Raw genomic sequence first — 23,351 nt, forward strand, 5'->3', positions numbered from 1 at the left:
CATCATCATCGGTGACAGAGATGGTATACCAGGTCCTGCAATGGAAGAATGCCTAAAAGGAACAGGAGCTGAGGTAGTATTTTCTGCTACTGAGTGCTTTGTCTGAACGGCTGCAGGAGCAATGGACCTGGAGAATCAAAATAGGGTAAAAACCATGACAGAGAAGTACGGAGCTGAAAACATTATCGTTCTTCTTGGTGCTGCTGAAGCAGAAGCTGCAGGCTTAGCTGCTGAAACAGTAACAAATGGAGACCCTACATATGCAGGTTCATTGGCAGGAGTCCAGTTAGGACTCAGAGTATACCATGCGGTAGACCAAGAATTCAAAGAAGCTGTTGACCCAGCTGTATATGATGAGCAAATCGGTATGATGGAAATGGTACTAGACGTTGATTCCATCATCGCTGAAATGACATCTATCAGAGAACAATTCTGTAAATTCTAATAAACACAAAAAAATTTCCCGAAAAATAAGAGAGGGGGGAAACTATGAGCAAGATAAGAGTTGTTCATTATATAAACCAATTCTTCGCTGGTATAGGTGGCGAGGAGAAGGCTGATATTAAGCCGGAAGTGAGAGAAGGGGTTGTAGGTCCAGGGGCGGCATTAAATGCAGCATTTGGTGGAGAAGCTGAGATCGTTGCTACAGTAATTTGCGGTGATTCCTACTACAATGAGAACCTTGAAGATGCAAAACAAGAAATCCTTGAAATGGTTAAAAAGTATGAACCAAATCTTTTCATCGCTGGACCAGCTTTTAATGCAGGTCGTTATGGCGTGGCTTGCGGTTCCATTTCAAAGATTGTAAAAGAGGAATTAAATATTCCAGTAGCTACTGCGATGTATATTGAAAATCCAGGTGCTGATATGTATAAGAAGGATTTATACATTATTGAAACTGGAAATTCAGCTGCTGCCATGAGAACTGCAGCACCAGCATTAGCAAAACTTGCTCTTAAGCTAGCTAAAGGAGAAGAAATTGGTGCTCCTACAGTAGATGGCTATATTCCAAGAGGTGTTAGAAAGAACGTATTCTTGGAAGAAAGAGGTTCTAAGAGAGCTGTAGATATGATGTTAAAGAAGCTAAAGGGCGAAGAATTCGTAACAGAATATCCAATGCCTGACTTTGACAATGTAACACCAAATCCAGCTGTTAAAGATATATCTAAGGCAAAAATTGCCCTAGTAACTTCTGGTGGTATTGTACCAAAAGGAAACCCAAATCACATCGAATCTTCATCTGCATCTAAGTATGGTAAGTATGACATCGCTGATTTCGCTGATTTAACTGAGGCAACGCATGAAACAGCCCACGGTGGATATGACCCAATTTATGCAAATGCAGACGCAGATAGAGTATTACCTGTGGATGTTCTTAGAGACATGGAAAAAGAAGGAGTAATCGGTGAATTACACAGATACTTCTACACAACTGTTGGTAACGGTACTTCCGTTGCAAACTCAAAAGGATTTGCTGCTAAATTTGCACAAGAGCTATTGGCTGATGGTGTAACAGCAGTTATCTTAACATCAACCTGAGGCACCTGTACACGTTGCGGTGCAACGATGGTAAAAGAAATTGAAAGAGCAGGCATTCCAGTTGTGCATATCTGTACAGTTGTTCCAATCTCATTAACAGTTGGAGCAAACAGAATCGTACCTGCTATTGCGATTCCTCACCCACTTGGAAATCCAGCATTGGAGCCAGCGGAAGAGAAGAAGCTTAGAAGAAAAATTGTTGAAAAAGCATTAAGAGCTCTTTCAACTGAAGTTGATGGCCAGACAGTATTCGAAAATTAATAAATTTGCCAGCTGTTGCCGCAGCTGGCAGCTGCTTAGACTAATGAATAAATGGGTGGTGCTTACATCACCCATTTATTGAAATCATATGTACAAAATAAAAGGAAGAGAACTAAAAAGTTATCCGTTTATTAAAAGGGACTTGAAACAATTAGATTGCTAGTCTGTAGCTGCGAGCTGCGAGGGCACATCTGTAGTAGCTTTGTTGGAAATGATTTTTAAATAATACGGAGGTGAAAGGTATGAGTTATGCAGTAGTAAAGGGAACTGGTTATGTACTGGTACATACCCCTGATATGATTTACCACAATGGTACGACCCAAACAACTGAAAAATTAACGAATCCTGATTCTGAATATTTGAAAAAGCTGCCAGAGCATATTAGACCATATGAAAAGACCGTGAATTATGCGCCAAACCAGGTGTATATTGGGAATATAACACCTGAGAACTTAAGACAGTATGAAATGCCATGGTATGATAAGGATGTTGCAGAAGCAAACCGATTCGGAAAATATGGGGAAATCATGCCTCAAGATGAATTTATTGCTTTATTAAAAATCTCAGATGCTTTTGATTTAGTAAAGTTAGACAAAAATTTTACAGCGAGTGTAAAGAGTAAAATTAGTAACCATCCTTTATTTAAAGAAGATGCTGCAAAATTAAAAGAAGGCGAAGAACTTGAAGAAATCGAAAAATACGTAAAAGAGCAGCATGCAGAAGGTTTATATCAAGATGGTAAATTGATTGGCTGTGTAAAAAGAGCCCATGATATTGACCCAAATCTTAATGCCCATGTACTGTTTGAAAACCTAGTAGTAAAGGCTTCAGGACTTCTAGCGTTCAAACACTTGGTGGATAAGAACAATATCGATGTTGCTGCAATCGATTATGTAATCGAATGCTCTGAAGAGGCATGCGGAGATATGAACCAAAGAGGCGGCGGCAACTTTGCTAAAGCCATCGCCGAGGCAGCGGGAGCAGTAAATGCTACAGGTTCTGACACAAGAGGTTTCTGTGCTGCACCAACCCATGCATTGATTCAAGCAGCATCTTTGGTTCAAGCTGGAACCTATGAAAATGTTGTGGTTGTTGCAGGTGGTGCTACAGCGAAGTTAGGGATGAATGGTAAAGATCACGTAAAGAAGGGTATGCCTATCTTAGAGGATGTACTTGGTGGATTTGCCGTATTGGTAAGCAAAAATGACGGTATAAACCCAATTTTAAGAACGGACCTAGTGGGAAGACATACAGTGGGAACAGGTTCTTCACCGCAAGCAGTCATTACATCCCTTGTAACTATGCCATTGGATAAGGGAGGCTTAAAGATTACAGATATTGACAAATATTCTGTAGAAATGCAAAACCCTGACATTACAAAACCAGCTGGCGCAGGAGATGTACCAGAAGCAAACTACAAAATGATTGCGGCTCTTGGCGTTAAGAGAAATGAACTAGAGCGAAGCCAATTGGCAGAATTTGGTGAAAAACATGGTATGCCTGGTTGGGCACCGACTCAAGGACATATTCCATCAGGAGTACCTTATCTTGGATTTGCTAAGGAAGATTTAACTACTGGTACAATAAATAGAGCGATGATCGTAGGAAAAGGAAGCTTATTCCTTGGACGTATGACAAACCTATTCGATGGTGTTTCCATCGTAATGGAAAGAAATACAGGAAAAACAGAGACAGCTGGTGCCGGCATATCTGAAGAAGCCGTGAAGAATATGATTGCAGAGGCTATGAGAGACTTCGCGTCACATCTACTAAAGGCATAGGGGTGATGAGATGACTGAAAATAATGCAGTAAAACAGATGATAGGTAAAGCATTCATGGACATTGCCGATGCCATAAAAACTGGACAATTCGGCAGCCGTGTAAAGGTAGGACTTACTACCCTTGGCAGCGAGCATGGTGTAGAAAACCTTGTAAAAGGGGCGGAACTGGCTTCAAAGAGCGGCGAAAACTTTGATATCGTGCTCATTGGACCTAAGGTAAATACGACCTTGGAGATTGCTGAGGTAAATTCAGAAGATGAAATGCATAAAAAAATGGAAGAATTACTGGATAGTAACTATATTCAGGCTTGTGTAACCATGCACTATAACTTCCCAATTGGTGTTTCTACGGTAGGAAAAGTAATTACACCGGGCATGGGTAGAGAAATGTTCCTAGCAACAACAACCGGGACTGCTTCAGCTCACAGGGTTGAAGCCATGGTAAAAAATGCCCTTTATGGTATCATCACCGCAAAGGCTATGGGGATTGCAGATCCAACAGTTGGAATATTAAACCTAGACGGTGCCCGTCAGGTTGAAAGAGCATTAAAGGAACTGAACGCAAATGGATACAAAATCAATTTTTCTGAGTCTATTCGTTCCGATGGTGGCGCTGTGATGAGAGGTAACGATTTATTAGCAGGCAGTGTAGATGTCATGGTACAGGATACATTGACAGGAAATATCATGATGAAGGTATTTTCATCCTATACTACTGGCGGAAGCTATGAGGCATTAGGCTACGGCTATGGACCAGGAATTGGTGATGGTTACGATCGTACCATTTTAATCTTATCAAGGGCTTCTGGTGTACCTGTGGTTGCCAATGCCATAAAATATGCTGCAAAATTGGCCCAGGGTAAATTACCTGAAGTAGCAAAAACTGAGTTTGCGAAGGCAAAAGCAGCAAAGCTGGATGAAATCTTAAAATCATTAACCAAGGATACAAAAAAAGCACAGGCTGATGATGAAGAAGTAACTGCACCTGCAAAAGAGGTAGTAACTGGCTCCATATCAGGCATAGATATCATGGACTTGGAGGATGCTGTAAAAGCTCTTTGGAAGGCAGGAATCTATGCGGAGAGCGGCATGGGCTGTACAGGACCTATTGTTCTTGTAAATGAAGAGAGAATACATCAAGCTTCAGAGGTATTAGGAAAAGCAGGTTTTGTTGCAAAAGAAGGCGATGTGTGCTAATTATAGAAACTCCAGCGATGCTGGAGTTTTTATTATAACATGACATATTTTCGCATGCCAGACGATAAACATATAGTAGGCTTGTATGAAATATGAGGAAAATTTAAACAAAAAATAAATTTTTTTCATGGAAAGAAAGGATTTTAGTATGTCCTTGTAGAAATCTTATAAGCTATATTGTCTAGGGGAAAAGACAAAGAAATGGACAAAAAATGAGGAGGAAGAGTACATGTTTAAGAAAAGTATTGCTTTACTAGTAGTAATGATGCTGCTTGTAGGTCTAATGGCAGGTTGTGCACAGAAAGCACCTGAGCAACCTCAGCCAACAGCACCAGCTGAAGAGGAAAAGACAGAAATGACAGTTGGTTTTGTTACGGATATCGGTGGAATTGATGACAGATCATTCAACCAAGGAACTTATGAAGGTATCAAGAAGTATGCTGATGAAAAAGGCTGGACAGAAGGACAAGAATATAAATATATTCAATCAAACGAAGAAGCTGACTACATCCCAAATCTTAGTGCTTTTGGTGATGAAACTTACAATCTTGTAATTGCTGCTGGTTTCTTATTTGAAAATGCTATGAAAGAAGTAGCTCCACAGTACCCTGACACGAACTTTGCAATCATTGATACTGTGATTGATTCACCTAACGTTGCTTCAGTGGTTTTTGCTGAAGAACAAGGTTCATTCCTTGTTGGTGTTGCGGCTGCAAAAGCAACAAAAACAAAGAAGGTTGGATTCGTGGGTGGAATGGATTTCCCATTAATTAGAAAGTTCCATGCAGGCTTTGTTGCTGGAGTGCACGCTGTAGATAAGTCTATCCAGGTAGTAGACCAATATGCTGGAGATTTCGGTAATCCAGGCGCAGGTCAGCAAATTGCATCTACAATGTATGCACAAGGTGTTGACGTGATTTATCATGCTGCTGGTGGAACTGGAAACGGTGTAATCAACGAAGCGAAAAACAGAGTTGAAAATGGTGAAGCAGTATGGGTAATTGGTGTTGATAAAGATCAATATGAAGATGGTAAAATGGCAGACGGAAAATCTGTAGTATTGACTTCTATGATGAAGAGAGTAGACGTTGCTGCTTACAGCATGATGGAAGCACAAGAAAAAGGTCAATTCCCAGGTGGTACAACAACTACACTAGATTTAAAAGTAGACGGCGTTGGTATCCCTGCTGAGAACCCAAACCTAGCTGCTGATGTAGTAACTGAAATCAACAGCTTCAAAGACAAGATTGTTGGCGGAGAGATTGTGGTTCCTACAACAATGGAAGAATTAACAACTTTCGAAGCTAGCCTATAATCGATTTAAAGCAGATAACAATTTAGAAGTCTGTGTAAAAAAGCCCATGCTACATGGGCTTTTTTTAAATCTTTAACAATCTGAAACAATATGGAAAGCCGATGCAATTTATTGTATGATTTAGATAGAGATAAATATGAGTTAGAAACGAGGGTTGCAATTATGGAATATATTATCGAAATGCTCAATATTAGAAAAGAATTCCCAGGAATCGTGGCAAATGATAATATAACTTTAAGGGTTAAAAAGGGTGAAATTCATGCGCTGCTTGGGGAAAACGGTGCCGGAAAGTCCACCCTAATGAGCGTGCTGTTTGGTCTCTATCAACCGGAAAAGGGTGAAATCAAGGTCAGAGGCAAAAATGTAAATATTTCCAAACCTAATGTCGCCAACGAACTTGGTATAGGCATGGTGCATCAGCATTTTAAGCTGGTTCATAACTTTACGGTTACTGAAAATATTATATTGGGACAAGAACCTATTAAGGGTGGAAGAATAGATATTGAAAAAGCTACCAGAGAGATAGAACAGCTGTCAAAAGAGTATGGGCTAGAGGTAGATCCTTCGTCAAAGATTGAAGATATTACTGTTGGGATGCAGCAAAGGGTTGAAATATTGAAAATGCTTTATAGAAATGCTGAAATTTTAATATTTGACGAGCCAACAGCTGCCCTAACGCCTCAAGAAATCACCGAGCTTATGCATATCATGAAAAGGCTGGTAGAAGAAGGAAAATCTATTATTCTGATTACGCATAAATTAAAGGAGATCAAAGAAGCTGCCGATCAATGCACCATTATCAGAAGAGGAAAGTACATCGATACGGTCGATGTAAAGACGACCTCTGCCGATACCATGGCATCTATGATGGTGGGAAGAGAGGTTAATTTTACCGTAAACAAAGATCAGGCAGACCCTAAAGATGTTGTTTTAAAGATTAGTGATCTAGTTGTCAAAGACTCAAGGGGTTTAAAGGCTGTGGACGGATTGAACCTGGAAATTAGAAGGGGTGAAATTCTTGGTATAGCCGGTGTTGACGGAAATGGACAAACAGAGCTATTAGAAGCAATCTCTGGCTTAAAAGAAGCGGAGTCAGGAAGCATTCAGTTGTTGGGTAAAGATATAAAGAAAATGCCGATAAGACAACGAACTGAGCTTGGGATTGGGCATATTCCCCAAGATCGACATAAGCATGGACTTATATTGGATTTTAAACTGGCGGAAAATATGGTATTGCAAACATATTACAAAGCCCCTTACTCAAAACACGGTATTTTAAACGAGGCAGCCATCAATGAAAAAGCAACGAAGCTTATCGAAGAATTTGACGTAAGAAGCGGGCAGGGTATTCATACGAAGACCAGGGCGATGTCAGGTGGAAATCAACAGAAGGCCATCATCGCCAGAGAAGTAGACCGAAGTCCGGAAATGCTCATCGCTGGACAACCCACTAGGGGATTGGATGTGGGTGCCATTGAATTTATCCATAGAAAGCTAATCGAAGAACGTGACAAGGGTAGAGCTGTCCTACTGGTTTCGCTAGAATTGGATGAAGTAATGAATGTCAGTGATCGAATTGCAGTAATCTTTGAAGGTCGGATTGTAGGGATTGTCGATGCAAAAGATGCTACAGAGAATCAATTAGGTCTTATGATGGCAGGAATTGAAGACCCAGGTAAGGAAGGTGATCAATAATGATAAAGTTCTTATCCAATGAAAAAAACCATGTATTTTTGGTGCCCCTTATATCTGTTCTTTTAGGATTTTTGGCTGGAGCAATCATTATGATGATCACAGGTATCAATCCCGCCGATGGGTATAGAGCCCTAGTCAAAGGGGTTTTAGGAAATCCAAGGAAGTTCGGAGAATGGATAGTAACAGCTACACCTTTAATCCTTACGGGTTTGGCTATTGGCTTTGGGTTTAGAACAGGATTGTTTAATATAGGTGTAGAAGGTCAATTGATCGTGGGTTCCTTTGCTGCTGTAGCAGTAGGGATTCTCATCGAAGCACCAAGAATTATCCATCTTCCCCTCGTGTTAATCGCAGCGGCAGCGGCGGGTGCTCTTTGGGCATTTATCCCTGGATTTTTAAAGGCTAGATACAGGGTTCATGAGGTGGTTGTAACCATCATGTTGAACTATACCGCTCTCCATATGATAAACTATGCCATAAAGGCACTTCCGGGGAGCTCAATGACAAGGACCATAGATATACACATGTCGGCCACATTAAATAATGCTTTCCTATCAGGAATTACTGGACGTTCTAGACTCCACTTAGGTATATTTATCGCCCTAGTTATGGCTGTTGTATTTTGGTATATTATTGAAAAAACTTCTTTTGGATACGAATTACGTGCAGTAGGTTTTAATCCTGATGCCTCTCAATATGCAGGTATGCGTGTAAATAGAAATATTGTCTATTCTATGATGATTTCAGGTGCTTTCGCTGGGTTAGCGGGTGCAATGATTTCTATTGGAACTTTTAATTATGCCAGGGTCATTGGTGCATTTGAAGGATATGGAATGGATGGAATCGCGGTAGCGCTGCTGGGAAGTAACAGCGGTTTGGGGATCGTGATTGCCGGTTTCTTATTTGGGGCATTAAAGGCAGGTTCAAGTTCTATGGCATTGGCTAGTGTACCAAAGGAGATTGCAGAAATCATCATGGCTTTTATCGTTTTATTTGCAGCGATGAACTATGGAATAAAAGTATTGCTACAGAGATTAGGAAAGGAGCGGAAATAAGATGGACTTTATGCAGATTATCAGTATTATACTCCCCCTAACCTTGGCTTCTGCTGCTCCCATAATTGCTGCCTCTCTAGGCGGACTTTTCAGTGAACGTTCAGGAGTTGTAAACGTAGGACTTGAAGGCCTCATGATGATCGGTGCCTTTACAGCTGCCACGACGACGGTTTTGGTTGAAGCTTCCATGGGGGCCATGAGCCCATGGATTGGGATTCTTACCGGAATTATGGCGGGAGGCTTATTATCAATCATTCACGCCTATGTAAGTATAAATCTTAGGGCTGACCAGGTAATCAGTGGTACGGCAATCAACCTTCTTGCCGGAGGTATGACTATTTATTTGGCACAGATTATCTTTAAACAACAAAGAACAGTGGCGTTCCTATATGGCATTAAGAAGCAGGATATACCAGTATTATCGCAAATTCCTGTGCTTGGTAAATTGTTCTTTGGAAAAGTCCATCTCACATCATATTTAATTATCCTGACCGTGTTCATCGTATGGTACGTTGTCTATAAAACTCCCTTTGGACTAAGGCTTAGGGCTGTTGGGGAACATCCAGGGGCTGCGGACTCCATGGGGATCAATGTGTATCGGATGAGATATATCGGTGTTATTCTATCTGGAATGCTGGCAGGACTAGGCGGATCGATCATGGTATTAACGCAAGATATTCAATACACTTATGCTACGATCCATGGAACAGGATTTATTGCGTTAGCTGCCTTAATATTTGGCAAATGGCATCCTATCGGTGTACTGCTTGCAGGATTGTTCTTTGGTTTCTCTCAAGCATTGGGGGTAGTAGCATACCAAATACCGCTCTTAAATAAACTGCCACAAGAGTTTTTCTGGGCATTTCCATATATACTCACCGTTATCGCATTAGTAATATTTTCAGGAAAAGCGGTTGGCCCTAAGGCTGCTGGGCAGCCTTATGAAAAAGGAGAAAGATAAGACAAGGCAAATGCCTTGTCTTTATCTATATATGAAAACAATCCTTGAACAAGCTTTATTTAATAACGGTTTAATGGTATAATAGTATGGAAAAGAAGACTGTGGATAGTTAAGTAAGAAAAAGACGATGTGTCTTGAAAAGGTGGGTGATTTGATGAAGATAGGATTTCATTTAAATATTGAGCAGATCCAGAAACTAGTGATGACACCTGAATTGAAGCAAGCTATACAAATACTGCAGTTCAACACCCAAGAGCTATCTCAGTTTATTGATGAACAGCTTTTGACAAATCCTCTCATCGACATAGCATCCCCGCAAGAAGCTGAAACGACGAAAAATACCTCGAAGGAAGAAATTGATTGGAAAGAATATTTCCGAGAATACGACGATATCAGCTATAAGCAATCAAATTATAATAAAGACAAAGAAGAGGTATCTATAGAACAGTTTGTTTTTAGTGACACTACATTGACAGAGCATCTGATGTTTCAACTTCAATTTTCGATACTAAAGAAAAGGCATTATAGCATAGGGAAGTTCATTATTGAAAGCCTTGACCGAAATGGGTATTTAACAACCCCGTTGAGAGAAATTGCTGAGGTTTTTCATGAGTCAGAGGAAACTGTGGAGAATGTGCTTGCGGTCATTCAGAGTTTTGATCCGTTTGGGATTGCAGCCCGAGACTTAAAAGAATGTCTATTGATTCAGATGAAGCAGCTAGGTGTGGAAAACGAAAGGATATTTGAGGTGGTGACACACCATCTTGATGATATAGCCAATAATCGACTTGCCATTATTGCAAAGGACTTAAACATTTCAACCACTGAGGCACAAGAGATTGCCGATTTTATCAAAACCCTAGAACCAAAGCCTGGAAGAGTATACAGCTCAAATGATGATGTGAAATATATTACGCCAGATGTTACAGTTGAGAAGGTAGATGGAGAATATGTCGTGATCGTGAATGATTCTTCTGCACCTAGGCTTTTGATCAATCAGTTTTACCGGAGTATGCTTATGCATGAAGAGAAAGATTCTTCAACGTCTAAGTTTATTACGGATAAGCTCAACTCAGCTATGTGGCTTGTAAAGAGTATTGAGCAAAGAAGACAGACCATATACAAAGTAGTGAAGGCCATTGTAGATTATCAAATAGAATTCTTTGAAGGTGGAAAGAAGTGGCTAAAGCCCTTAACCCTGAAACAGATTGCGGATGAGGTTGGCGTTCATGAATCCACAGTGAGTAGAGCTGTAAACGGTAAATATATGCAGAGTCCCAGGGGTGTATTTGAGCTAAAGTTCTTTTTTAGCAGCGGCGTTTCCAATCAGGAAGGGGATGGACTGGCATCGGAGAGTATTAAAAGTATGATCCAAGAAATGATAGATAAAGAAAATCCTAAGAAACCCTTGAGTGATCAGCTGATTGCAGACTTACTTCAAAACAAAGGCATCAACATCTCTAGGCGGACCGTAGCAAAGTACCGGGATGAAATGAATATACAAGCTTCATCCAAGAGAAAACGTTTTTAGCTAGTTATTTTATATTTTTAATAGACATGTATTCCACCATCATTTTTTGAAAAGTGAAAATGATGGTGGAATTTTTAATTTCCTATTGCAAATGGAAATACCATATATTACAATGTAGATGAGAATATTTTTTTGGTCTATCTGGGACTCAAAATGACTATAGGGAACAAAAATGACCAAACACTTTTTTTATTGTCTGAGAAAGTTTAGATACTGATCGTATCAACCTTAGTAATAACAAATAGTATAAGGATTCTGAAATACTTACAATAAAAAATCAGGGGTGCAGGGGAAGTATTCCCATGCCGTAGTCAGAAGGGTGCTCAGGCTGCTTAGCAGCCGTCGAAGGGGAACTAGGTTCCCCTAGCGAAGGCATCGTTAGATGCATTTTTTATAGTTAAAAACTACAACGATTGGGGGGATAGCATGAAAAAGGTACATAGCAGCACATTTGATATAGACATGATGATAGAATTGCAAAAAAAAATCATTCCAGATCTGCATGAGACGCTTATTGAGCGCTACAATATTCTCAGACTGATTCACTATTATCAGCCAATAGGGAGAAGGCAGCTTTCAAGTATCTTAGACATTGGTGAGCGAGTAATTCGCGGAGAAGTATCATTGTTACGAGATAAGGGTTTAATTGAAATTAATGCTGAGGGAATGAAGATCACAGATATTGGAGAGAATACCCTAGAAGGTTTGAACTTTTTCATCCATAGATTTAAGGGGTTACGCGATGTGGAGGAGGAAGTAGCGAAAAAGCTAAGAATCAAAAAAGTCATTGTTATTCCTGGGATGATGCAAGATGAAGAAATTGCATTAAAGGAAGTTGGCAAGGCGGCTGCTAATTATTTAAAGAGTATGCTGCAAGGAAAGATGATCATTGGTATCACAGGCGGAGGCACTATGGCTGCCTTAGCAGAAGAGATGACAAAAGATCAAGGAAAAAACCATGATGTGGTTGTCGTACCAGCCAGAGGCGGACTTGGAAAAGATGTGGATAAGCAATCTAACACGGTCGCTGCAAAGATAGCAAATAAACTAGGCGGGACCTATAAGCTATTCTATATGCCGGATAACATTGATAAAAACCTTATACCTACCTTGTCAGGAGACCCAATGATCAAGGAAGTGGTAGAGTATATTGAAAAAATTCAAACCCTTGTCTTTGGCATAGGAAGGGCCGACAAAATGGCTGCCCGTAGAGGATTAACACCTCAGGATGTACAAGAGCTGATAGAAAAAGGTGCTGTTTCAGAAGCCTTTGGATACTATTTCAATAAAAATGGAGAGACCGTACGGGAAGTCAGTACGATTGGGATGACGCTAGACAAATTTAAGAAATTAGAAAATATTATTGGTGTTGCGGCTGGTGCAGACAAAGCTGAGGCCCTTGTCTCAATCAGCAACTTAAATCCGAATCTTGTAATGGTAGTAGATGAAAACCTTGCGCAACAAATTCTAAAATAAACATATATTTTTAAGGAGGAATTATCATATGGGAGTAAAAGTTGGTATTAATGGTTTTGGGAGAATTGGAAGAAATGCATTTAAGATTGCTTTTGAAGGCAACAATGACTTTGAAATTGTAGCGATTAATGACTTGACAGATGCAGCGACACTTGCCCATCTGCTAAAGTATGACAGCTGTTTTGGAAAATTTAGCAAAACTGTTGAAGCAAAAGAAGGTGCATTGATTGTAGATGGCAAAGAAGTAAAAATTCTCGCGGAAAGAGATCCTGCAAATTTACCATGGGGTGAACTTGGTGTAGATATTGTTGTTGAATCTACTGGTGTATTCACAGCAAAGGAAAAAGCAATTAAACATATCGAAGCAGGAGCAAAGAAGGTAATTATTTCTGCACCTGCGAAAAATGAAGATATCACCATCGTTATGGGCGTAAATGAAGACAAGTATGATCCGCAAAATCATCATGTGGTATCTAATGCATCTTGTACTACAAACTGTTTGGCACCTTTTGCGAAGATTATCGATGAGAATTATGGTATTAAAAAAGGATTAATGACAACAGTACACTCTTATACAAACGATCAAAGAATCTTAGACTTACCTCATAGTGACCTCAGAAGAGCGAGAGCAGCTGCAGAATCCATCATTCCAACAACAACAGGAGCAGCAAAGGCAGTAGCTTTGGTATTACCACAATTAAAGGGTAAGTTAAATGGCTTTGCCATGAGAGTACCTACGCCAACAGTATCTGTAGTAGATATTGTATTTGAATTAGAAAAATCAACAACTGCTGAAGATGTAAATAAAGTACTAAGAGACGCAGCAGAAGGTGAATTGAAAGGAATCATGGGCTTTAGTGACGAGCCATTGGTTTCTATCGATTACAGACAAGATCCAAGATCCTCAATCATTGATGGATTATCTACTATGGTCATCGGTGACAATATGTTAAAAATTGTTTCCTGGTATGACAATGAGTGGGGTTATTCCAGCAGAGTGGTAGATTTGATCAATTTTATGATCCAAAAAGGTCTTTAAGAAAAATGAATACCAATTCCACTCGAATTGGTATTCATTTTAACATATCCTAACACTGAAACGATTGACGAGTAGGAAATAGTATGTTACATATAATTAAGTAGGATACATTATTTTAAAGAATTGGGGTGTAGGTATGCTAAATAAGAAGACGATAGAAAATGTTGAAGTTACGGGTAAGAGAGTATTGGTTCGTTGTGATTTCAATGTGCCGATGGATGAAAACAAAAATATAACAGACGATATTCGGGTACGAGGTGCACTTCCTACCATTAAGTATTTAATGGAGAAAGGCGCTAAGGTAATCCTCATGTCCCACTTGGGAAGACCAAAGGGAGAACCGAACAAAAAATACAGCCTTGAGCCAGTAGCGAAAAGATTGGCTGAGTTATTGAATAATGAAGTTATTTTTGCAGCCGATGACGTAGTGGTTGGTGAAACTGCAAAAAAGGCTGCGGAAGGAATGCAGAATGGAGAAGTTCTTCTCCTAGAAAACGTACGCTTCAGAAAAGAAGAAGAGAAGAATAATCCTGAGTTTTCAAAAGAGCTTGCCAGCCTAGGCGAATTATTTGTAAATGATGCTTTCGGTACAGCCCATAGGGCCCATTCGTCAACGGCAGGCATCGCAGACTATCTTCCATGCGTGTCCGGCTATTTAATTCAAAAAGAGATCGATATCATGGGAAAAGCCTTACATAACCCAGAAAGACCTTTTGTTGCGATTCTAGGCGGTGCAAAGGTATCTGATAAAATTGGTGTGATCAAAAACTTATTAGAGAAAGTAGATGCTTTGATCATAGGCGGAGGTATGGCCTTTACCTTCTTAAAAGCAAAGGGGTATGAAGTAGGTAAATCACTGCTAGAGTTAGATAAGATTGAATTAGCAAAAGAGTTAATGGAAGCAGCAGAAGCAAAGGGTGTAAAATTACTGTTACCAGTAGATGTAGTCGCAGCTGCAGAGTTTAAAGCCGATGCAGAACACGAAACAGTAGATGCGGATAATATTCCTAATGATAAAATGGGATTAGACATTGGTGGGGAAACGGTAAAGATCTTTGCAGAAGAAATCAAAGGTGCTCAAACAGTAATATGGAATGGACCTATGGGTGTCTTTGAAATGCCAGCCTTTGCTGTAGGTACGAAGGAAGTTGCAAAAGCCCTTGCAGAAAGCAAAGGAACCACAATCATAGGTGGCGGCGACAGTGCTGCAGCCGTTGAACAGTTAGGATTTGCTGATCAAATGACCCACATATCTACCGGTGGCGGTGCTTCTCTAGAATTCTTAGAGGGTATTGAACTTCCTGGTATTGCAGTAATCCAAGATAAATAGGAGGTGAACCCATGAGAATACCAATCATTGCAGGCAATTGGAAAATGCATAAAACCATAAATGAGGCGGTACAATTTGTAAATGATATCAAGGAAAAAGTACAGGGAACTGATGTGGAAGTGGTAATCTGTGCACCTTTTACCTTATTACTGTCATTAAAAGAAGCAGCAGCCGGATCAAACATTAAGCTGGGCGCTCAAAACATGCATTGGGAGAATCAAGGCGCTTTTACGGGTGAGATATCACCTTTAATGTTGAAGGATATTGGAATAGATTATTGTATCATCGGGCATTCTGAGAGAAGACAATATTTCGCAGAAACCGATGAAACCGTCAACAAAAAGATTCATGCTGCTTTGCAACATGGTATCAACCCAATTTTCTGTGTAGGTGAAACCCTGGAGGAAAGAGAGTCAGGTAAAACAGAAGCCATTGTAAAGAGTCAAATTCAAAATGGCTTAGAAAATATATCTGGTGAGGATATGAACAAAATTGTTATCGCTTACGAACCTATTTGGGCGATCGGTACGGGGAAGACTGCTACGCCAGAACAAGCCAATGAAGTGATTTACCAAATAAGAGAAACCATAAAAGAACTCTATGGGGAAACAATCTATACAGAAGTTCGCATTCAGTATGGTGGCAGCGTAAAAGGCTCTAATGCTGAGGAAATCATGAACCAAGAAGATATTGATGGTGCTTTGGTAGGCGGCGCAAGCTTGCTTCCAGATGAATTTGTTCAAATCGTAAACTTCTAAATTGAAAGGAGAAGATACATATGCCAACAACAATTGTAGATGTATATGCAAGGGAGATATTAGATTCAAGGGGAAATCCTACAGTAGAGGTTGAAGTTTATCTAGAGGGCGGTGCCATGGGCAGAGCAATGGTACCATCAGGGGCATCCACTGGCGCATTTGAAGCCGTTGAATTAAGAGATGGAGATAAAGATCGTTATCTAGGCAAAGGGGTACTAAATGCAGTTGAGAATGTAAATGAAATTATCGCACCAGAAATCATCGGTATGGATGCAGTAGATCAAGTGGCCATCGACATGGAAATGATTGAATTAGATGGAACAGAAAACAAAGGAAAGTTAGGTGCCAATGCGATTCTTGGTGTATCTATGGCTGTGGCAAGAGCAGCCGCAGACGCCCTTGGATTACCATTGTTCCAATATCTTGGCGGTGTGAATGGAAAAACATTACCAGTACCAATGATGAATATCTTAAATGGTGGTAAGCATGCTGACAACAACGTAGATATACAAGAATTTATGGTAATGCCTGTAGGTGCTTCAAGCTTCAGAGAAGGACTAAGAATGGGTGCAGAAATCTTCCATAGCTTAAAGAAAGTGCTTCAAGGCAAAGGTTTAAATACAGCTGTAGGTGACGAGGGTGGTTTTGCGCCAAACTTAACATCTAATGAAGAAGCTTTAGAAGTAATCATTGAAGCCATTCAAAAGGCTGGCTATACACCAGGAAAAGATGTAATGCTTGCCCTTGATGTTGCTGCAACAGAACTGTTTGACAAGAATGAAAACAATTATAATTTAGCTGGAGAAGGAGTTGTAAAGACTTCTGAGCAAATGGTTGATTTCTATGAGCATCTAGTAAACAAATTCCCAATTATCTCAATCGAGGACGGTTTAGATGAAGACGATTGGGAAGGTTGGAAGCTTCTTACAGATAGATTAGGTAAAAAGATTCAGATTGTTGGGGATGATCTATTTGTAACAAATACATCTAGATTGCAGAGAGGTATTGAATCAAAGACAGCCAATGCGATCCTTATCAAATTAAACCAAATCGGTACGATTACTGAAACACTGGATGCGATTGAAATGGCAAAACGCGCTGGATATACTGCGGTAATCTCCCACAGATCTGGAGAAACAGAAGACTCTACCATTGCTGATCTAGTAGTAGCGGTAAATGCAGGTCAAATTAAGACGGGTGCTCCATCCAGAACAGACCGTGTAGCGAAATACAACCAGTTGTTAAGAATTGAGGAAATGCTTGATTATACTTCTAAGTATGCGGGCATGGGTGCTTTCTATAACTTGAGATAATAGGTATAATCTGTAAAAATTTAAACAATAATATAAGGATAGGATGCCTACCCTTATATTATTGTTATTTTTATCTTTACCAAAATTTTTTAATGTTCATTGAAAAGTGGATAAATAAAGACAAGGGATAATATTTATTGATTTTAAAAATCAGCTATGTTAAAATATGTATGTTAATTAGACAGAGGAGGTGGAAAAATGAGAATTTTACTAATGATCGTTCAAATAATAGCAAGTCTTATTCTAATCGGAAGTATTTTACTTCAATCAGGAAAGAGTGCAGGATTATCAGGTGCGATTGCTGGTGGAGCGGAGCAACTTTGGGGTAAGCAAAAAGGCAGAGGTTATGAAGAATTATTAAGCAAAGTTACAACAATTGGTGCAATCGTCTTTATCATCAATTCTATTATACTGATCAGAATTTTCTAATATGAAACACCAGAGTCTGTTGTAACAGGTTTGGAAAATAAAGGAGGCATCAAGGATGAATTATGCGTTATTAGCGCCTGTAGTAGGGGTGATCGCTTTGATATTTGCGTATACCCTTGCTACTAAAATCAACAAAGTTGATGTAGGGACAGAGCGAATGAAAGAGATCTCTACATATATTCACGAGGGTGCTATGGCATTCTTAACAAGGGAATACAAGACACTCGTTATTTTTGCAGCAGTGCTTTTCGTCGTATTAGGTTTTGGTATTGATTGGTTAACAGCAGCATGTTTTCTAATGGGAGCTCTGTTTTCAGCATTGGCAGGTTTCTTCGGAATGCAGGTTGCTACAAAAGCCAATGTTAGAACTGCAAATGCAGCTAGAGAAGGCGGCATGAACAAAGCCCTTAGCGTAGCCTTTAACGGAGGCGCGGTTATGGGAATGTCAGTAGCTGGATTAGGTCTCTTAGGTGTAGGCGTGTTATATTTAGTTATTGGAAAACCTGAAATCATTACAGGTTTTGGTTTAGGTGCTTCTTCTATAGCACTTTTTGGTCGTGTTGGCGGTGGTATCTATACAAAAGCTGCTGACGTAGGCGCAGACTTGGTAGGTAAGGTAGAAGCGGGGATTCCAGAGGATGATCCTAGAAACCCTGCAGTAATTGCTGATAACGTTGGTGACAATGTTGGTGACGTTGCGGGAATGGGCGCGGACTTATTTGAATCATATGTAGGATCTATTATTTCAGCTATTACTCTAGGTGTTGTAATTCCAACTATCGATCCAGTAAATGGTGCAGTATTCCCATTAATGCTGGCTGCTGTAGGAATTATCGCATCTATTATTGGTACAATGTTTGTAAGAGGTGACGAAAATACAAATCCAGCCGATGCATTACATAGAGGTACGTATGCTGCAGGTGCTATCGTTATTGCAGGTGCGTTTTTCCTTAGTAAAATGCTATTTGGCGATTTAAATGCCTTCTGGGCAATCACTGCCGGTCTAGTTGTAGGTACAGCCATTGGTAAAATTACAGAGTTCTATACTTCTGGAGATTATCAATCTGTTAAGAAGATTGCACAGCAATCTGAGACAGGACCCGCAACAACGATCATTAGTGGTCTAGCGGTAGGTATGTACTCAACAGCATGGCCGTTGATTCTTATTTCTGTGGGCATCTTAGTTGCTTTTAAATTCGCAGGATTATATGGTATCGCATTAGCAGCGGTTGGTATGCTGTCAACGACAGGAATCACTGTTGCAGTAGATGCATACGGACCGATTGCCGATAATGCTGGTGGTATTGCAGAAATGTCAGAACTTCCTAAGTCAGTTCGTGCAATTACGGATAAACTTGATGCAGTAGGTAATACTACAGCAGCTATTGGAAAGGGCTTTGCTATCGGATCAGCTGCTTTAACAGCCCTTGCATTATTTGCTTCTTATTCACAGGTAGTGAAGCTTGAAACCATTGATATCCTTAACCCATTGGTTGTTGTAGGCTTATTGATTGGCGGTATGCTGCCATTCCTTTTCTCAGCTATGACAATGGAGTCTGTTGGTAAAGCAGCATTCCAAATGATTGAAGAAGTAAGAAGACAATTTAGAGAAATCCCTGGTATCATGGAAGGTAAAGCTAAGCCTGATTATGCAAAGTGTGTTGATATCAGTACAGGTGCAGCTTTAAAAGAAATGCTTGTACCAGGTATTATGGCAGTAGCTGCACCATTAGCTACAGGACTTATTCTTGGACCTGAAGCACTGGGTGGATTACTTGCAGGATCTCTTGTTTCTGGTGTGTTATTGGCAATCATGATGGCAAATGCAGGTGGTGCTTGGGACAACGCGAAGAAATACGTTGAAGAAGGTCACCACGGCGGAAAAGGCAGCGAAGCACATAAAGCTGCTGTTGTTGGAGATACAGTAGGAGACCCATTCAAAGATACATCTGGTCCTTCTATTAACATCTTGATCAAGCTGATGACGATCGTAGCATTAGTATTTGCACCATTGTTCTTAAAGTTTGGTGGAATGTTATTCTAGTAAAATGAATAGGTCCTGTCTCGATTTCGAGGCAGGACTTTTGTATTTTGTTTCCATAACATGACATCTATGCTATAATAGCAGTTGACATGTTATTTTTTGTAAAAAGAAATGGAGAATGTTGGATGAAGATGATCATAGATGTCTTTGGCTTCGATGAGAGAAAGTTTCTAATCTTTATGGGATACCTTGCCCTAGTAAATATATATGGGTTCGTTATTATGGGTCTTGATAAATACTATGCCAAGAAGCATAGATGGAGAATAAGCGAGAGGAATTTCTTTTTAACCTCACTTTTGGGCGGTGCATGGGGTGTGCTTCTAGGCATGAAGATGTTTCGCCATAAAACCCTGCATAAGAGCTTTACATTTGGCGTTCCTGCCCTAGGTGTGTTACATGTAGCTATAGTACTATCAATTTATTATTTCTTTTTCTTAAAATAGAGATGAATGTTTTGATAGACTTTGTATTCCCTGGGAAATAGGGAATACATGTGAGAAAATATTCGTGAAAATGATATCCATGAAATAATTGGCTGGAATTGGGGTAAAATAAAAATAAGTATTTGGATATTTTTAGGTATTTTACAGATTGGAGGAATGACATTGAGCATTCGAGAGAAGATATTAGAGTTTATGCGGGAAAAGGCCTATAGTCCAATGTTGGATATGGAATTGGCCCATGAGTTTGAAATAGGATCTGAGGATATCGCAGAATTCTATTCCGTATTGGAGGATATGGAGCTGCGCGGAGAAATTATCAAAACAAAGAAGAATAGATATGCAGCTCCAGAGCGTATGAATCTGATGGTAGGTAAGCTTCAACAGCATGCCAAAGGCTTTGGTTTTTTACTTTCAGAGTTACCAGGGTATTCTGATGTTTTTATACCTGCCAATGATTTAAATGGTGCTATGCATAATGACCGTATTGTGGCCAGGGTCGTAAAACGGAGCAATGATGGAAAGAAGTCAGAAGGCGAAGTCATTCGTATTATTGAAAGAGCAAATAAGGAAATCGTAGGAACTTTTGAAAGCAGTAAAAACTTTGGTTTCGTGGTTTCTGATGATCGCAGATTGAACATGGACATATACATACCAAAAAGTGAATTCAATGGAGCAAAGGACGGATACAAAGTTGTTTGTGAGATCACCCGCTGGCCAGAAGCCAGAAGAAATCCAGAGGGTAAGGTCATTGAGGTGATTGGTCATAAGGATGATGTGGGGACAGATATCGTCTCTATTATTCGTAAATATAAGCTTCCTGAAGAGTTCCCGAAAAAAGTTGAGGATGAAGCAGAAGAAATCCCAGAAACTATACCAGAAGAGGAAATTGCAAGAAGAAGAGATTTGAGAAATGAACAGATTGTTACCATTGATGGTGCCGATGCAAAAGATTTAGATGATGCCGTTTCTGTGAAAAAATTACCCAACGGAAATTATCTTTTAGGTGTTCATATTGCCGATGTAACCTATTATGTTAAGGAAGGGAAGCCACTAGATAAAGAGGCTTTAAAGAGAGCTACCAGTGTTTACTTGGTAGATAGAGTGATTCCGATGCTGCCAAGGAAGCTCTCCAATGGTATGTGCAGTCTCAACCCTAGAGTAGACCGCCTCACATTGTCCTGCTCTATGGAAATTGATAATAAAGGGCAAGTGGTGGAGCATGAGGTCTATGAGAGCGTCATCAAGACTTGCGAGCGAATGACCTATACAGATGTATCGGATATTTTAGAAAAACAGGATGAAGAATTATTAAAGAGATATGACTATCTTCTGGATCATTTTAAGACAATGGAAGAATTGTGTAAGATCCTCAGGAAGAGAAGAGATGATAGGGGAAATATCGATTTTGATTTCGATGAGTCGAAGATTGTCCTTGATGAAAGCGGCAAGCCTATTGATATCAAGAGATATGAAAGAAGAATTGCCAACCGAATCATCGAAGAATTTATGCTAGTTTGTAATGAAACAGTGGCTGAACACTATTATTGGGCAAATATCCCCTTCGTTTATCGTATCCATGAAGAGCCTGATATGGAAAAGATCGAAGCTTTTAATAAGTTTATTCATAATTTTGGATACCACCTAAAGGGTGTAAACACTGAGGTACATCCGAAAGCTTTACAGGATCTTCTGAAGAAAGTAGCAGGACAGAAGGAAGAAAGAATTATCAATACCCTCATGCTGAGATCATTAAAGCAGGCGAAGTATTCTCCGGAATGCAGCGGGCACTTTGGATTGGCAGCCCAGTATTATTCCCACTTTACTTCTCCGATTCGAAGATATCCTGATTTACAGATACATCGAATCATAAAGGAAAGTTTGCAAGGAAAAATAAATCAGAAGCGGATCGAACAGCTCAAGGGTATCGTAGCCAAGGCTGCGGAAAAATCCTCAGAACGTGAAAGAACAGCTGAAGAGGCGGAAAGAGAAACCGATGATTTGAAGAAGACCGAATATATGACTTATCATATTAATGAGGAATTTGATGGTATCATTAGCAGTGTAACATCCTTTGGTATGTTTATCGAATTAGAGAATACGATTGAAGGTTTGGTAAGGATCAGTTCATTGGTGGATGATTATTACATTTATGATGCGGATCAACATCTGTTCAGGGGAGAAAGAACGAAGAAAACCTATAGAATCGGTGATGAGGTAAGGGTAAGGGTAACAAAGGCAGATGTTTCCCAAAAGGAAATAGATTTTGTATTGGTTTAGTTGATGCAAGGCACACGGACGTGTGCCTTCCTTATGGAAAGAATGGATTGCGCATGGAACTTGAAGGAGGCAATTGACATGGATTATAAATTGATTGTCAGTGATATGGATGGAACACTCTTAAATAGTGTAGGCAAAATCTCTGATGAAACAGAGAGAGTGCTGAAGGAGCTCATGACACAAGGTGTACATGTGGCTGTGGCCACTGGCAGAATATTTACATCGGCCAGGGTGTATGCAAAATACTTAGGTATTACCACTCCGATCATTGCTTGTAATGGGGCTATTGTTCGAAATCTTAGCGATGGAACAACCATTTATGAAAACCATATAAGTCGAGAAGACTGTATAAAGATCTTAGATATCTGTAAGAAGAACAACCTATATTTTCATTTCTATACCAATGATATCTTTTATACAGAAAGTTTAGAGTATAGCTCGATCAAATACTCTGAATGGAATAAAACCCTTAAGGAAGAAGAGCAAATTGATATCCGAGTGGTTGAGAACCCTTATGAGGTTGTAAATAACAGTGATGAGGAGTTCTATAAATTTGTCATTATGGATGATAATAAGGAGTTGCTCGAACAGGTGAGAGAAGAGCTTGAGACGATTCCAAGCCTGGAATGCAGCAAATCCTGGCATAATAATCTGGAGATCATGAATAGGGGCGTCAGTAAAGGAGTCGCCGTTGAACGTTTGGCAAAATCCCTTGGTGTAAAGCCGGAGGAAGTCATCTGCTTTGGAGACAATGAAAATGATATTAGTATGCTTCAGTTTGCTGGTCTAGGGGTTGCCATGGGCAATGCGGAGGATCACGTGAAAGCCAGTGCAAAATATGTTACAGACTCCAATGACCATGATGGCGTAGCCAATGCATTGAAGAAGTTCGTTTTATAGGTTTTA

Annotated in this window: 19 protein-coding genes; all 19 read left to right on the forward strand. The window is 39.9% G+C overall.

What is annotated here, in order from left to right; genetic code table 11:
* Nucleotide 1: 1 nt before the first annotated feature.
* The 19 genes from grdA to K0R93_RS08190 all read left to right on the forward strand — a co-directional run bounded on the left by grdA (nt 2) and on the right by K0R93_RS08190 (nt 23,345).
* Nucleotides 2-445, forward strand: a complete 444-nt coding sequence (gene grdA, locus K0R93_RS08100) for a glycine/sarcosine/betaine reductase complex selenoprotein A (RefSeq protein ID WP_300299805.1) — start codon at nt 2-4, stop codon at nt 443-445.
* A 44-nt stretch (nt 446-489) separates the two neighbouring features.
* Nucleotides 490-1,800 (forward strand): glycine reductase complex selenoprotein B, encoded by a 1,311-nt coding sequence (gene grdB / locus K0R93_RS08105; RefSeq protein ID WP_300299807.1) that lies wholly within the window; start codon nt 490-492, stop codon nt 1,798-1,800.
* A 242-nt stretch (nt 1,801-2,042) separates the two neighbouring features.
* Nucleotides 2,043-3,581, forward strand: coding sequence for a glycine/sarcosine/betaine reductase complex component C subunit beta (gene grdC, locus K0R93_RS08110; RefSeq protein WP_300299809.1), 1,539 nt, complete (start codon nt 2,043-2,045; stop codon nt 3,579-3,581).
* A 10-nt stretch (nt 3,582-3,591) separates the two neighbouring features.
* The gene (gene grdD, locus K0R93_RS08115) at nt 3,592-4,779 is read left to right on the forward strand and encodes a glycine/sarcosine/betaine reductase complex component C subunit alpha (RefSeq protein WP_300299811.1); all 1,188 of its coding nucleotides are present in this window, start codon (nt 3,592-3,594) and stop codon (nt 4,777-4,779) included.
* Nucleotides 4,780-5,008: 229 nt separating this feature from the next.
* Nucleotides 5,009-6,094 carry a BMP family lipoprotein gene (locus K0R93_RS08120; RefSeq protein WP_300299813.1) on the forward strand — a complete coding sequence of 362 codons (1,086 nt, stop codon included), beginning with the start codon at nt 5,009-5,011 and terminating at the stop codon, nt 6,092-6,094.
* A 162-nt stretch (nt 6,095-6,256) separates the two neighbouring features.
* Nucleotides 6,257-7,789 carry an ABC transporter ATP-binding protein gene (locus K0R93_RS08125; RefSeq protein ID WP_300299815.1) on the forward strand — a complete coding sequence of 511 codons (1,533 nt, stop codon included), beginning with the start codon at nt 6,257-6,259 and terminating at the stop codon, nt 7,787-7,789.
* Complete coding sequence (locus K0R93_RS08130) at nt 7,789-8,844, forward strand: ABC transporter permease (RefSeq protein WP_300299817.1); 1,056 nt, start codon at nt 7,789-7,791, stop codon at nt 8,842-8,844. Before K0R93_RS08125 ends, K0R93_RS08130 begins: the two co-directional genes overlap by 1 nt.
* Before the next feature lie 10 nt (nt 8,845-8,854).
* The gene (locus K0R93_RS08135) at nt 8,855-9,805 is read left to right on the forward strand and encodes an ABC transporter permease (protein WP_300299982.1); all 951 of its coding nucleotides are present in this window, start codon (nt 8,855-8,857) and stop codon (nt 9,803-9,805) included.
* A gap of 154 nt (nt 9,806-9,959) precedes the next feature.
* Nucleotides 9,960-11,336 carry an RNA polymerase factor sigma-54 gene (gene rpoN / locus K0R93_RS08140; RefSeq protein ID WP_300299819.1) on the forward strand — a complete coding sequence of 459 codons (1,377 nt, stop codon included), beginning with the start codon at nt 9,960-9,962 and terminating at the stop codon, nt 11,334-11,336.
* A 426-nt stretch (nt 11,337-11,762) separates the two neighbouring features.
* On the forward strand, nt 11,763-12,812 hold the full coding sequence (locus K0R93_RS08145) for a sugar-binding transcriptional regulator (RefSeq protein WP_300299821.1): 1,050 nt from the start codon (nt 11,763-11,765) through the stop codon (nt 12,810-12,812).
* Between the two features lie 28 nt (nt 12,813-12,840).
* The gene (gene gap, locus K0R93_RS08150) at nt 12,841-13,851 is read left to right on the forward strand and encodes a type I glyceraldehyde-3-phosphate dehydrogenase (protein WP_300299823.1); all 1,011 of its coding nucleotides are present in this window, start codon (nt 12,841-12,843) and stop codon (nt 13,849-13,851) included.
* A gap of 136 nt (nt 13,852-13,987) precedes the next feature.
* Nucleotides 13,988-15,181, forward strand: coding sequence for a phosphoglycerate kinase (locus tag K0R93_RS08155; RefSeq protein WP_300299825.1), 1,194 nt, complete (start codon nt 13,988-13,990; stop codon nt 15,179-15,181).
* Nucleotides 15,182-15,192: 11 nt separating this feature from the next.
* On the forward strand, nt 15,193-15,939 hold the full coding sequence (gene tpiA / locus K0R93_RS08160; RefSeq protein ID WP_300299827.1) for a triose-phosphate isomerase: 747 nt from the start codon (nt 15,193-15,195) through the stop codon (nt 15,937-15,939).
* A 20-nt stretch (nt 15,940-15,959) separates the two neighbouring features.
* Nucleotides 15,960-17,252: a phosphopyruvate hydratase gene (gene eno, locus K0R93_RS08165; protein WP_300299829.1), complete on the forward strand. Its 1,293-nt coding sequence runs from the start codon at nt 15,960-15,962 to the stop codon at nt 17,250-17,252.
* Between the two features lie 198 nt (nt 17,253-17,450).
* Nucleotides 17,451-17,681, forward strand: coding sequence for a preprotein translocase subunit SecG (gene secG / locus K0R93_RS08170; protein WP_184308105.1), 231 nt, complete (start codon nt 17,451-17,453; stop codon nt 17,679-17,681).
* 55 nt (nt 17,682-17,736) lie between these two features.
* The gene (locus K0R93_RS08175; RefSeq protein ID WP_300299833.1) at nt 17,737-19,725 is read left to right on the forward strand and encodes a sodium-translocating pyrophosphatase; all 1,989 of its coding nucleotides are present in this window, start codon (nt 17,737-17,739) and stop codon (nt 19,723-19,725) included.
* A 125-nt stretch (nt 19,726-19,850) separates the two neighbouring features.
* The gene (locus K0R93_RS08180; protein ID WP_300299835.1) at nt 19,851-20,168 is read left to right on the forward strand and encodes a DUF1294 domain-containing protein; all 318 of its coding nucleotides are present in this window, start codon (nt 19,851-19,853) and stop codon (nt 20,166-20,168) included.
* A 156-nt stretch (nt 20,169-20,324) separates the two neighbouring features.
* Complete coding sequence (gene rnr, locus K0R93_RS08185) at nt 20,325-22,445, forward strand: ribonuclease R (RefSeq protein ID WP_334305779.1); 2,121 nt, start codon at nt 20,325-20,327, stop codon at nt 22,443-22,445.
* Nucleotides 22,446-22,523: 78 nt separating this feature from the next.
* Complete coding sequence (locus K0R93_RS08190; protein ID WP_300299839.1) at nt 22,524-23,345, forward strand: Cof-type HAD-IIB family hydrolase; 822 nt, start codon at nt 22,524-22,526, stop codon at nt 23,343-23,345.
* Nucleotides 23,346-23,351 lie beyond the last annotated feature (6 nt).

The sequence above is a fragment of the Anaerosolibacter sp. genome (genome assembly GCF_029240175.1).
Classification (GTDB): domain Bacteria; phylum Bacillota; class Clostridia; order Peptostreptococcales; family Thermotaleaceae; genus Anaerosolibacter.